General features: G+C 64.4%; 9 protein-coding genes. 1 reads left to right on the top strand and 8 read right to left on the bottom strand.

From position 1 onward, the window contains the following. Window positions 1-135 precede the first annotated feature (135 nt). On the bottom strand, window positions 136-1,131 hold the full coding sequence (locus DNJ95_RS14305; RefSeq protein ID WP_131185405.1) for an Rpn family recombination-promoting nuclease/putative transposase: 996 nt from the start codon (window positions 1,129-1,131) through the stop codon (window positions 136-138). Window positions 1,132-1,446: 315 nt separating this feature from the next. After that, window positions 1,447-2,001 (bottom strand): DUF2780 domain-containing protein, encoded by a 555-nt coding sequence (locus tag DNJ95_RS14300; protein WP_131185404.1) that lies wholly within the window; start codon window positions 1,999-2,001, stop codon window positions 1,447-1,449. 264 nt (window positions 2,002-2,265) lie between these two features. On the opposite strand from DNJ95_RS14300, the gene DNJ95_RS14295 reads away from it, so the two are divergent. Next, a complete protein-coding gene (locus DNJ95_RS14295; protein ID WP_131185403.1) occupies window positions 2,266-3,300 on the top strand; it encodes an Rpn family recombination-promoting nuclease/putative transposase in 1,035 nt (344 codons plus the stop codon). A 277-nt stretch (window positions 3,301-3,577) separates the two neighbouring features. On the opposite strand, the gene ligA is transcribed toward DNJ95_RS14295, so the two are convergent. From ligA to DNJ95_RS14265, 6 genes are read right to left on the bottom strand one after another with little or no spacing between them, the layout of a single operon-like run. Then, on the bottom strand, window positions 3,578-5,941 hold the full coding sequence (gene ligA / locus DNJ95_RS14290) for an NAD-dependent DNA ligase LigA (RefSeq protein WP_131185402.1): 2,364 nt from the start codon (window positions 5,939-5,941) through the stop codon (window positions 3,578-3,580). A 53-nt stretch (window positions 5,942-5,994) separates the two neighbouring features. After that, entirely contained in the window at window positions 5,995-7,044 is a 1,050-nt protein-coding gene (gene tssA, locus DNJ95_RS14285; protein WP_131185401.1) for a type VI secretion system protein TssA, read from the bottom strand. Then, entirely contained in the window at window positions 7,041-10,793 is a 3,753-nt protein-coding gene (locus tag DNJ95_RS14280) for a type VI secretion protein IcmF/TssM N-terminal domain-containing protein (RefSeq protein WP_131185400.1), read from the bottom strand. The genes tssA and DNJ95_RS14280 overlap by 4 nt, the downstream gene beginning before the upstream one ends. After that, complete coding sequence (locus DNJ95_RS14275; protein ID WP_131185399.1) at window positions 10,790-11,548, bottom strand: DotU family type IV/VI secretion system protein; 759 nt, start codon at window positions 11,546-11,548, stop codon at window positions 10,790-10,792. Before DNJ95_RS14275 ends, DNJ95_RS14280 begins: the two co-directional genes overlap by 4 nt. Window positions 11,549-11,565: 17 nt before the next feature. After that, entirely contained in the window at window positions 11,566-12,900 is a 1,335-nt protein-coding gene (gene tssK, locus DNJ95_RS14270) for a type VI secretion system baseplate subunit TssK (RefSeq protein ID WP_242671979.1), read from the bottom strand. Window positions 12,901-12,953: 53 nt separating this feature from the next. Then, entirely contained in the window at window positions 12,954-13,412 is a 459-nt protein-coding gene (locus DNJ95_RS14265) for a type VI secretion protein (protein WP_131185398.1), read from the bottom strand. Window positions 13,413-13,492: the final 80 nt, after the last annotated feature.

Genomic DNA, 13,492 nt, shown 5'->3' with positions numbered 1-13,492 from the left:
CGCTCTACCCATCCATGCCAGGGCGATTGCGCTACACCGTTATTCACCGGAAAGGGACTTCGACAAAAGCGCCTTGCCGTGCATAGCGCGATTGCCCTGCCATCTATGGATGGACTCGCCAGCGAGTCCATCCCGTTACGGCTTGTCTTGGCCCAGCAGTTCTTCCAGGCTTGGCGCATCGAAGATCGCTTCGGCCCAGGCTCCGATTTGCGCCTGCCCAGCCTGCTCGACTCGCTGTGCGGCCCATTCCGGTAGCGGCCCGAAGCGCCTGCCCAGTTGCCGCTGTAACAGGGTTGCCTGGTATTTCCGGCCTTGCTCCAGGCCTTCCTCCCGGCCTTGTTCCAACCCCTTCGTCATGCCTTCCTGCACCCAGCGTTCGGTCCAGGTTTCCGTGCGTTCCGCCAACATGGTGCTTACCTCCAGCAGGTCGCTCAATGGTGGGATCCGCCCGTTCGACGTACGACGACGGACCAAACCGATGATCCAACGGATGATATTACGACGCAAGTGGGTCTGGTCGTCCAGTGTCAGCCAGCCGCGCAGTTCGTCGATGATCGCTTTCATGATCTGCGGTGTTTGCGCCTGTTCCAGACGCATCAGCATCGCCACCAGGTTCCGCCGCCCGCTCAGTTCGCTGTCCGGGTACTGGTTTTCGTCGATCAGCAGGTAGTCGAAGCTCGGCTGGAACACCTGCAGGCCGGCAGGTGCCGGGTGGCACAGATCGCTTAGCCGGGTGGAATGCCGCCAGGGCTTGAAGCCGTTGTAGAGCACCAGCGGCAACACCGGCGGCAGCCGTCCATCGCGGGTCAGCCGGCCCTGCTTTTCCAGTTGCTGCCAGAACAGCCCGATATAGGTGAGCAGGCGCAGGGCCATGAAGCGGTCGGGGGTGGACTGGAACTCCAGCAGCAGATACAGGTAGACCCAGTCGTCGTCACCCAGCTTGAGCCGCCACACCATATCCTCGTAACGCCCCTGCATATCCTCGCTGACGTAATGTCCGTTGAGCATTTCCAGGCTGGAAAAATCCACCTGCCCCACCCAATCCTGCGGCACGAAGCCCAGCAGCAGGTCGCGCACGAACTCGGGGTTGGAGAACAGCAGCTTGTAGCCGGTGTCGTGAGCCTGGGCCATTTCCCGGGTCCTGTGGGATGGGACACAGGACGCAATGCTGCCAGTTTACGCCGATGGATTCCGTGATGAAGTACACACTTCGCCACCCATCTGGACAGTAGGGTGGTTAAAGCGTACCGACCCGTCAGGCAATGGCCGGCATGGCAAGGATCGCAAGCTTGAATCCGGGTTTATCGGCGGTGAGGGGGTGGTTGGTGACCGCGGTGGTTGTCCGGGTGCGCAATGGGTCTGATCCGTACGGGGCACTCGGGGGGCCGGTTCGACGGGTAACGCGGCCATGCCGCGATACCCGCCCCGTCATTCATGAACCTGATATCAGGAACCGCTGACGCCCCAGATGCCCGACAGGCTTTGCAGCAGCGAAGTGGAAAGCCCCTGGTTACCGAGGTATTGCAGGATGATCGGGCTGAATTGCCCCACCAGGGAGTTGTCCATGCCCAGGGCCGAGAAGGCCTTGTTGACGTCCTGCAGGCTTTGCACATTTTCAAGGACGCCGTTGAGCGCATTGCTCGAAGTGTCCTTCTTGCCCAACAGGCTGCCGCCCAGCGAGGCCAGTTGCCCCAGGTTGCCGCTGCTGCTCAGTTTCTCCAGCCCCGGTACCTGTGCGGCCAGTTGCGTATAGTCGGAGGCCGTCAGCTTGCTTTCAGCCAGTTTGAGCAATGCAGTGGTACCACCGGCAGCCTGCTGCGGAGTCACATCCAGATTCGACAACGTGCCTAGCAGCTCCAGGGTCCCCGAGTTCGCGGCGACCGCCTGATTGCCAGAAACCGCCGAGGCCAGCTTGGCAGCTTCCCCCAGATCGAAAGCCGAAGCCGGACCGGTCGCAATGGCCAGGGCAGCGGCGATGGTGATGGCAAGGGAATTTTTCATAGACAGATCTCTAGTCGAATAAGCAGCCGAGGAGGCTGTGAAAAGGCATCCGCCCTGCGGGCGGCGCAACCGCCACGAACGATAGGCGGCACGCTGGCGGATGTCCATAGCGGACAAGCAACCGTATCGAACGGGCACTATCCATGCAGGCAATAGCAGCGTTTCCAAGCCCTTTCGTGAACGCCATCACAAATCGACGACCACGATTTGCAGGTGTGCTCGCTTGCGTTGAAGCTTTGTCCATCTACCGCCAGGGAGTGGCCCATGGCAAGCCATCACGAGCAGGACAAGGCACAGCGCAACCTGTTCAATCACCCAACGATGGTGCGCGATCTGTTGACGGGGTTCGTCCATGAAGCTTGGGTTGAGGAACTGGACTTCACGACCCTGGAGAAGGTCAACGGGCACTATGTCAGCGATACGCTCAGGGAACGGGTCGACGATCTGGTCTGGCGCGTCCGTCATCACGGGGAATGGCTGTATATCTACTTGCTACTGGAGTTCCAGAGCAGGAACGACCACTGGATGGCGTTGCGTCTGCTGGTCTACATCGGTCTGCTGTACCAGGACCTGATCAAGACCGAGAAGATCCCCCCACACAGCCAATTGCCGCCGGTCTTCCCATTGGTGATCTACAACGGCCGGCCGCGCTGGCGCGCGCCCATGCAACTCACGGAACTGATCAGCCAGTTGCCCGGCCCCCTGCAACGCTACCAGCCCAGCCTGCGTTACTTCCTGCTGGACGAAAGCCGCTCGGCGGACCTCGCCCGGCAATTGCCCGGGAACAGCGTCGCCCGCCTGATCGAGATCGAGGAAGGCGCCAGCCCGCAAGCCATCCAGGCAGCGGTGGCACGCCTGCGCATGCACCTGAGCGGCCCTGAGCATGACAGCCTGCAACGCGCCTTCACCGTCTGGCTCAACCGCGTTATCCTCAAACGCATCGAATTCCCGACGGGCACCGTCCCCGAAATCGAAAACCTGCAGGAGGTGGAAACCATGCTGGCTGACCGTATCAAGCAATGGGAACGGGACTTCCAGAAAGCCGGAATGCAGAAAGGTCTTGAAAAAGGACTTGAAGAGGGCATGCAAAAAGGCCTTGAGCAAGGGCTTGAACAAGGCCAGGCGCTGGGACAGTTGCAAGGCCAGCGCCGTGTGTTGAACCGGCTGCTGAGCAGCCGCTTCGGCCCGCTACCGCCCCGGGCTTCGGAGCGACTCGACCAGGCAACGCCTGAACAGCTCGACCATTGGGCCGACAGGCTGCTCGAAGCACAGTGCCTGGAAGAAGTCTTCGCCGATTAGGACCTGGACCATCCCTGCGTCTGCGTTTCCATATCCAGATATCGCACGCGATCTGGCACAGGCCAGTGGAATGCCATTGGGAAGCAGGCAAAACCCTCATAACCTGTTAACGATCTCACAAGCCAAGGCCGCCGCAGGGTGCGCCATGCGCACCGGCTTCCCGCTCAGGTGCGCACGGCGCACCCTGAACCTGATGGTCGGCATCGCCACGGAAACCGAGTCGACTCACAGGGAAATACCGCGAAAAGATCACGAACAGGTTCTCAAGCACCTATCGCTAGCCCTCGAGCCGAGCCAGTTCAGCCAGGAACGCCTCTTCCTCCAGCACGGTGACGCCCAGCTCCCGGGCCTTGCCCAGCTTCGAACCGGCGCCCGGCCCGGCGACGACACAGGCCGTTTTAGCCGAAACGGAGCCTGCGACCTTGGCCCCCAGGGCCTCCAGCCGTTGTTTGCCGACATCCCGGCTCATGCTTTCCAGGGTACCGGTCAGCACCCAGCTCTGCCCGGCCAGCGGCAGGCCCGCCGCCGTTTTGCGCTCGCTCTGCCAGTGCATGCCGAACGCCAGCAATTGCACCTCTATGGCCCTGGCGCGCGCGGCATTGGCGGGCACATCGAAGAAATCGCGCAGGGAACGTGCAGCCTTTTCATTGAGCCGCTCGACCTGGCGCAGGTCGAGCCAGTCCGCCGCGATCACCGCCTCCAGGCTACCGAAGCGTTCGGCCAGGCGCTGCGCGCCGGTGCTGGCGATAAAGGGAATATCCAGCTTGCCCAGCAGTTCGGCCAGTGTGGTGCTGGCGGCGAACTGCGGGTGCATATCGCCCTCGTCCTGCAGTTCGAGGTACCCCTGCAACGCCGCGATCACCTGGCGGTTATGTTCGTCCTCGAAGAAGCTGCGGATCTCATGGGCCACTTCCAGTCCGACATCCGGCAGGTAGGTCAGCACCTCCGGCAGGGCCTTGCCGATACGCTCCAGCGAGCCCAGTGCCCGCGCCAGCAGCTTGGCGGTTTCCTCGCCGACATCGGGAATGCCCAGTGCATAGATGAAGCGTGCCAGGGTCGGGGTCCTGCTCGCCTCGATAGCTGCCAGCAGGTTGCGTGAAGACAACTCGGCGAAGCCATCGAGTACGACCAGTTGCTCGAAGTGCAGCTTATACAGATCGGCGGGGGAAGCGACGAGCCCCGTGTCCACCAACTGCTCTACGATCTTGTCGCCAAGGCCATCTATATCCATCGCTCGACGCGAGACGAAATGGATGATCGCCTGCTTCAACTGTGCCTGGCAGGCCAGGCGCCCCACGCAGCGATAGATGGAGCCCTCACTGGTGGAGGAACGCCCCTTGCTGCGCTTGACCAGTTGCGTGCGCTCGACGGCCGAACCGCACACCGGGCAGTGCTGCGGCACCTGGATCGCCTGTGCATCCACCGGGCGGCGTTCGGCGACCACACCCAGTACCTGCGGGATCACGTCCCCGGCACGGCGCACGATCACGGTATCGCCAACCATCACCCCGAGCCGCGCCACTTCGTCCATATTGTGCAGGCTGGCATTGGACACGGTCACACCCGCCACCTGCACCGGCCGCAGCCGTGCAACCGGCGTGACCGCCCCGGTGCGCCCCACCTGGAATTCCACGCCGAGCAGTTCGGTCAGCTCTTCCCGCGCCGGGAACTTGTGGGCGATGGCCCAGCGCGGCTCCCGGGCGCGGAAGCCCAGTTCACGCTGCTGGGCCACTGCATCGACCTTGAACACCACGCCATCGATTTCATAGGGCAAGGCGTCGCGGCGCTCACCGATATCGCGGTAGTAGGCCTGGCATTCGGCGATCCCGGATGCCCGCTTCAGTTCCCGGCTGATGGGCAACCCCCAGCCCTTGAGGGCCTGGAGGATATCGAAGTGAGTCGCAGGCAGTTCCCCATCGCTGCGACCGACGCCATAGGCACACAGCTCCAGCGGGCGGCTGGCGGTGATCTTCGAATCCAGTTGGCGCAGGCTGCCGGCTGCCGCATTGCGGGGATTGGCGAAGGGTTTACCGCCACTTTCCAACTGGCGCGCATTCAGTGCCTCGAAGCCTTCCTTGGGCATATAGATCTCGCCGCGCACCTCCAGTGCCGCCGGCCAACCGCTGCCATGCAGCTTCAGCGGGATATTGCGCACGGTGCGTACATTGCTGGTGATGTCCTCGCCCGTCGTACCGTCGCCACGGGTGGCACCACGCACCAGTTGGCCGTTCTCGTACAACAGGCTGACCGCCAGGCCATCGAGCTTCGGCTCACAACTGTAGACAACGCTGACACCATCGCCGAACAGGTCACCGCCCGGCAGGTCCAGCCCCTCGCGCACACGGCGGTCGAAGTCCAGCAGGTCCTGTTCCTCGAAGGCATTGCCCAGGCTGAGCATCGGCACTTCATGCCTGACCTGGCCAAACGCCTGCAGCGCCTCGCCACCGACCCGCTGCGTCGGCGACTCGGGGGTGATCAGCTCGGGATGCTCGGCCTCCAGGGCCTTGAGCTCGTTGAATAGCCGGTCATATTCGGCATCCGGCACGCTCGGTTCATCGAGCACGTAGTAGCGGTAGTTGTGCGCATCCAGTTCACTGCGCAACTGGGCGATACGTTCGGCGGCGGCCTGGGCTGAAGACATGGGGGAACGAGTGCTTTATCGAAATATCGGGCCAGGGATTCTAGCCTCCTCCGTCAGCGCAGAACACCCAGCAACGACCACACCCGTCGCGATTCGGCATCGGCCTTGATCAGTTCATCGAGCAGGTCGCTCAATGGCATGTCTCCCCACTCGACCACGCGACGGATCACATAGGGCACCGGGCTGTGCGGCTCCGTACGTGCCAGGTAGTCGGCGATTAGCGACAGTTGCCGGTAGGCCTCCGCACGGCTGCCGGGCGCCCCGGCCGGCAGCCGTGCCTCATGGACATTCCCGGACGGCGGGGCTTCGGGCATATCTGCGGGCATAGCGCTGGTTTCCTCTGGTGCCATGTTGCTCAACCCCTTGATGATGGCGGTGAATGACTGGATAGCACTATCCAGCGGCTGCAAGCTCGGCGCTTCGCGCCCCAGGGAACGCGCGCACCATGCATCGAGTGCCTGCAATTCGGCGCTGGCGCTTTCCAGTTGCGCAAGCGCCGCCTGCCAGCCGCCCACCTTGCCGCCACGCACGCTTTCATCGAGCTTTTTCTGTTGCAGGCGCGCCGCCTCCGCGGCGGCTTTCTCGGCCTTGCCGTCCCCAGCCTGGAGCGGCCGGCGCTGCAGGCTCTGCCAGGCATGCGGGGTCATCTGTGGCCAGTCCGGGCAGATCGGCAATCGGGTCGTGAGAATGTCGGCATAACGCCGTACCAACCAGTCCAGGGGCGCCGCTCGCCACGACTGGTCACCGCCCAGGGCCAGCGGATGCAGGTCGTCGTCAAAGCGCTCGCACAGGCCGACCAGCAGCCTCAACGCAGCCGCCAGGCCGGCCAGCCCGTCGAGAAACAACCAGGCTTCCCCCAGGTACGCGGCAATCGTCAGGTCTTTGCTGCGCTCGGCCAGGGCCAACTCGGCCAGTTGCTGCACACCCGTCCAATCGGCAAGCTTTCGCTCGCTTTGCCAGATACCCACGGGCAGGCTGTCATCGTCCTCCCGGCGCAGCTCGCGCAGGCGTTCCATGAGGGGATCGTTGCACAGGGAAGGGCCACAAGGCGCATCGGCGGCGAACGGCCGCATGATGGCCTGCCAGGCTTCATCGGTGATCATGGGGACTCCCAGGGGCTGTTGCCGTTGGCCGCATATGGACGAGAAGCCGGCACTGACAGCTCAGGCAGCGACAGTGTCGCCCCCGTCCCCTGCTCCGCCAGCACCAGGCGCAGGAACATGCGAGCTGTCGACGGTGCTCTGTCCGCTTCTCGCACCGGGACCTGCAACAGTAGCGAGCGTTCATCGGCCGTCGCTGCATCCGGCGTGACGGCATGCGCATTCATCATGCGCAACAATGCCCAGGGACCGCTGTACTGCCAGCCCGCCTCCAAGCCGGCGACAGCCATGCCCGCCTGGCGCGTATCGATGGCGGGCCGCAGCAGACTGCCACTGGCCCAGCGCAGCACCAGCCTGACCGGCTCCCCGACACGCCATTGCAGCCGTTGCCCGCCATCCCCCGGATAGTCTATCTGCCGGTCGGCCACATGCAGCGCCCAGCGAATGACCTGCTCGGCGCCCCGTTCGTACTCGCGCTCGGTACGCCAATGCACTTCGACTTCCAGACCTTTTCCAGTTGCCCGCTCGTCCAGGATCGCTGCCAACAGGGCCTGGGCCGACTGGAGCCGGTCGAGAAAATCGAGTTGCTCCAGAGAAGTGGAAGACTGCAGACCGGTTCGCGCCACCGCCAGGTTCTTTTCCAGCAAGCCGATGAAGTGCCTGGCTTTCTGCGGATCGGCATCCTCGGCCCGCGGGTCATGGCTGAAGGGGAAGCGCCCGGCCAAGTGGCGCTGGAAATACTCGACGATGGCGTCCCAGGCGTCCCCGGCCAGCCGCTGCTGCAACGCCTGGCAACGCCGTTGCGCCTGACCGTGCAGGTTGCGTATGTGCCGCGACAGTTCGCCCTGCCCGGGCGGCAGCATGCTGGTAGCCAGTACCTGGCCGCAGTTGGCGGAATCCATCTGCATGAAATCCCTGCTGAGCATCTGCTCCAGCAGGGCGGGCGCACTGGCTGGATTCTGCATCTTGTAGCGGGCCATTTCCTCGCTGAGCCCATACAGGCGCAGCACCTGGTCCCGCTCGGAATAGCCGAGGTTGTCATTGCCATTGAGCCATGCCAGCGCCGGTGCGTGACTTTCGGTCACGGCCAGCATGATCTCGAACTGCCGGGCCAGGGTCTGCTTCAAGTCCTGAATATCGGTGGAGCGGTAGAATTGCAGGCCAAGGTTTGGCCCGCCCTGCCAGTCGCTCACTTTGCTGCGTTCGTGCATCAGCGGCAAACGATCGATCTCCACCAGCGCCGCCGCGATATCGTCGAGCGCCAGCGCCGTCAGATGCCCTTCCAGCGCCTGGGCCAGGTGTTCCCGCCCCAGCACCTCGAAAGCCTGCCGAACCTGCCTGGCCGCCTCGACCGGCACGTCGAAGCCGCGCCCCATCGGCACCTCGCGGTTGCTCCCGCGGTGCCCGGCCAGGCGGCTCCACATCGCCACCGCGGCGGCGGACTCGGCGCTGCGGATCAGTGCCTGGCGATAATCCGCAGGCATCGAGCCCTGGGCCTGGGACAGGTAGCCGAGAAAATCCTGGTAATGGGCCAGGGCGGCGTTTATCGACCTCGCATCGAGGTGGACCAACCCTGATGGATCGAAGTCCTGGTCATGATGGCGATATGCCATCACAACGAAATCCTCGCGCAACAGACCATCGATAGCGCTGCCCAGTCCGGCCACATGCTCCTGCAGGAGCAGCGTGCCGTTGGATTGCTGCTGCAGGAGATTGTCGTTGCGCAAGCCTGCCGGAGCGATCCACCGGGCCTGGAACGAACGCCGCAGTTGCTCGGCCTCGGCCACCAGGGCATTCGCCATGTCCTTGCCCAACAAACGGCTCTGCCCCACGCTTTCCAGCAATTCGCGATAGCCCGGCACCAGGCCCCCGTCATTGTTAGAACTGACGTTGCCCTGCTCCAGGGCTCTGCGCAGGCTCTCGATCAGCGCCTGGATTTCCTCCAGCTCCGCCGGCTTGCGGCCTTGGCCATTACCGAGCTGTGCCAGTTGCAAACGCAGATAGCTGGCTGGGCGGACGACGGCATCCGCCATGAAATACTGATCCAGCCACTGCCACATGAGTTCACGGAAATGCCCTTCGATGATTGCGGCGGATTTCTCCATGGCAATGCCTGGCGGGGCTTCAGGCACTCCCGCCGCCAGGGCTGAATCGAAATGGGCCATACCGGGCCTCGCGGAGACCTGCAGGTCGAGCGCCAACCGGTCATTGGCCAGCAGCATCAGGGTCTCGAGCGGGGCCGGCGTGCCGTTGCGCACAGCGGCATACCAGTCGTTGCGCCGCTCGAGGCGCACCAGCCCATCGGCCAGCCGGCGCGAATCGACAAAAGCCGGCCAGCGCTCCGGGCTGTCATGCGCCGTATGTGCCGCGGGGCCATCCTGGCCAATCCTCTGCAACTGCGCGAAGTCATCCCTCAGCAGACGGTGCAGGGGCAACAGCGCCTGGTTCAGGGCAAGGCCACGCACCAGCCGATCCATTTCGTCATCGAAACCGGAAAACCACGAGCCCGGGTACAGCAACGACCGGTAATGCCAGCGGGGCGCATCCTGCAGCAATCGCCAGTAGGCCTGCAGGCGCTGTCGCTCCGTCAGATCGCTGCCACGCTGCAGCGTCTGCACGCCTTGCACCAGGATGCGCGCATCCCGGGTACTGTCATGCCAGACCCACAACATCCCCAGCAGCCAGACACACGCCAGGGCCGCCGCGCCCATGGCCACCAGCCACTGCGAACGCAGGCGCAGCCGCAATATACGCGGCACCGCGCGGGCCAGGCCCTGCTCGGCGAGCAGCCGTTCCTGCCAGAGCCGCTGGCAGAAAACCTGGGGGGCCGCCACGCCCGGCGGCGGCTCAGGGGCGTCCGGGGCCGCCACCTGATGCTGGCGACCGGTGAAATACAGGCCCCTCAGCCGGGCGGCCTCGCCCAGGCTATTACCCTGGAAGGCCAGCTCCAGGCGCAGCCGAAGCCCATCGCGCAAGGCCTCCAGTTCTCGCGGGAACCCATGCAGGTCGTTGTCCAGGCGGCCGTTGAGCACCGCCGCCTCCAGCACCACGGCCTGCAGCGACTGCAGCACGCTGTCGAAGCCCGCGTCCACGACCTCGGTCTGCCACACCAGATCGACCGGGACCGCCGAAGTCCAGCCAAGGTTGCGTTGCCGGGCCTGTTCCGGCAACGCCTCCAGCAGCGCCTCGAACCCCGGCAGTTGTTCCAGTCCGGATACCACCACGTAGACCGGCAGGCTCAGCCCCAGCCGCTGCAGCAGGTCATTGAAACGCCGCTTCAGCAGCAGGCTGTCATGGGACCAGAACAACGGCTCGAGCAGGCGTTGCGCGGGAATGTTCCAGATAACGCCGTCCAGCGGGCGGCGCGGCCGCAGGCGCACCAGCAGGCTCAGCAATCGCCGCCACTGCAACAGTGTCGGCGGGCTGCCCTCCTCGGGCAGGAAAAGCGCCTGGGGCACGGCGAGCACGGCACCGTCCTGGTCCGCCCACCAACGGCCGAACCAGGCCGCCGGCCCCACCGCATTCAGGTTCCAGGCCGGACAGAGCCCCTGCCCCAACGCCGGATCGCCGAGCAACAGATACCAGGGGAAACCATAGCGATCACTCACCCCATGGTCCTGTTCCATCTGTCGCACCGTCAGGTACAAGGCACGCACGGCCCTGGCGCCACGACTGCGCAACCACCAGAACAGCAGGGCGAAGCCCAGCAGCATCAGCAGCGCAATCACCAGCAGGACCGGCCAGAGGCTCACGGTCGCGCCTCCTGGGACATGGGGGACAATAGATGCAGCGCGGGCTCCAGTTCGTCGCGGATGTCACGCCAGAAGCCATGCGCAATCACCAGCAGCAGCCCCAAGGCCAGCAGCAGGGCCAGGCCCAGGCGCGTCCCGTCGGGCAGGGAACGGCTCAACGGCAGACGCTGCAAGGCAACCTGGCTCGGCTGCTGCAGCCGCGCCAGCAGCCCTTCGCCATCGGCATCACGCTGCCAGGCATGCGCATACAGGGCTTGCCGCCACTTCTCGTGCAGTGCCTCGCCGCGCGGGCCACGCAAACAACCGCGAAAGCCCAGCAACAGGCACAACAGGTAGACATTGGCCAGGTCCCGATTCGACGGCGAACGCGCCTTGAGCAAACGCTGGATGGCCCCGGGCAGGCGTTCCCCGGCATTACGCGTACCGTACAGGCGCAACTCCAGTGGCCGCTCCTGCCAGGCGGCCTGGCCCGCCCAGTCTTCGAACAGCAGGGTTTCATCGAGCAGCGCGACAAAGGCGTACACCAGCCCCTTGACCTGATCGCTGGCCGACTCGCCGACCTCGACCATGGCCGTGCGCCACAACCGCCGGACAATGGCCCGGGCATCGTCGACGACGCGCTCGATGGGCACCGCCTCTCCGCCCTGATGCCGCACCCGGCATCGCTGCCAGTCCAGCCAGGCCTGCTGGAACGCCTGGCTCAGCACCGACTCGCCGAATGCTGGGGGATAGATTGCATGCTTCCCTTCGTTCATCGCCGCTTCCTTCGCTTTCAGTCTGTATCGACAACCTCGTCCTTGTAGAACAGCCACAGCTGTTCCGGCACCTGGCCCGTCGCCACCCGCGGCGGCTTCACCAACAGCCGCTGTGCGGGCTGGAACCAGTCCTGGTCGATATGTACGACGAACAGATGGGTCTCGTCCCCCACGCCATAGGCGATCTGCTCGCGCCGGTCCAGCGGACGTACCGCCAGCCCGCGCATGCGCTGGCGTACCAGCGCCGGAATGAAGCTCTCCGAAGCGACCACCGAGCGCTCCAGCCATTCGCGGGCATCGCGCTCGCCACTGCCGGCGGGCATGCGCAAACCGATCACCAGGCGCCGCTCCGACAGCTCCATGCCGGGCAGTTGCAGGATGAAATCATCGTCCTGGCGCTCGAAGACACTACGCCGATAACCGACGTGGATTCGCTGCAGACAGCCGTCCAGCCAGTCCAGAACCGGCCGAAAACCCGCGAGCAGATCGAAATAATCCAGTGCCGCGAACAGCGGAACGCCGTCCTGCGGCGCCAGCGCGCTCCAACTGCCGGCCATGCCGCAGAGCACCGCATGCAGTTGCAATGGCCCCACCACCCCGCTGCCCAGCAGCGCTTCCACCTCGGGCAGGCGCATCCACAGTGCGGCCAACTGGCGCCGGATTTCCTGGACATCCTCCAGCCTGTCGGCCCGCTGCGCCTGGCGTAGTCGCCCGGCCAGGGACAGGCACTTTTCCCGGGCCTGCAGGCAGATGCTCTCCAGCCTTCTGCCGATCAGCGAATCCACACCGATGCGTGGCGTCGGCGCCACATAGTCACACTGGACGTAACCGCCGGCCTCGCGGGCGATACGCAGTAGCGGCAGACAAACGGAATCGGAACGGCTGCTCTCGTCGAGCACGCGCAGATGGGGCTGCCAGACGGGAATCGGCTCGGGGAATTCGCCGCTGGCCAGGTCAGGCACCGCGGCCCCCTGCAACGAATCCATACGGCCCTTGAGAGGGAGCAATTGCCCGGAACGGGCCAGAGGGGTAATCGCCAGGTAGATCGTCGTGGTCTTTTCCGCCGTCGCCTCGATCGCCTCCCGGGCATCGAACTCCAGCGGCTTCGCGTCGCGGGCCAGCCTGACCGGCAAGCCATCCGGCAGGATGGCCTCCAGCTCGCGAATACGCACCAGCCCCCCGCTCAACGCCGTCCTGTCCAGGTCGAGCAGAAAGAGCCCCCAGAACCAGGGATTGGCGGCCTGCGCGAGCTGCTCCGCCAGCACCTCGGCACGCAAACCCTGGAGCTGGAAATGCTGCGGCAGCAATTGCATGCCCTCGTGCCAGCACACCGCATCGGGTAACACTCTCACAGTACTTCTCCCTTCGACATCCAGACTGTCATTGGCCGCCGGCCCACCGCGACTCAGCGGTCGCTCACCTCCAGCACACGCATTTCCCTGCCATCGAAACGCAACCAGACCTTGCGCCGCCCCTCCAGCCGCAGGCGGTGCGCCCCGGGCGTCGCATAATCGGCAAAGACCAGCAGCCCCGCCGCACGTTGCCCGGAAAACGGGAAATCGCGCGCGTCCATGAATTGCCCGGGCACCAGTTCCAGGCTCCACACCGAAAGCATGTGCGGATGATCGCGCCGGTATTGCTCACGCTCGGCGAACCATTGCCGCGCGCTGATTCCTGCCAGTGTTTCCAGCAACCGTGGCTCCGTCACGGCGACGAAATCGACCGCGATGGGCAAATCATCGTTGGCCCTGCTCGCCACATCGAGCGTCAGGCTCTTCAGCTCGATAGCGGGCCCGAACCAGGCACAGCCGGTCGACAGCACGAGCGACAGGATGCATGGAAACCATTTGAAATTCGAGGCCATTTTCGAACGTCCATGTAGTTTTTCTGTCAGAAAAAAGTTTTATTTGCGTTTTTATAAACCTGTTCTACCGTAGTTGGGTA

This window comes from Stutzerimonas kirkiae (genome assembly GCF_004327335.1).
Classification (GTDB): Bacteria; Pseudomonadota; Gammaproteobacteria; order Pseudomonadales; family Pseudomonadaceae; genus Stutzerimonas; species Stutzerimonas kirkiae.
Note: the sequence above shows the minus strand (reverse complement) of the source record. Positions and strands in the feature narration are given on the sequence as shown.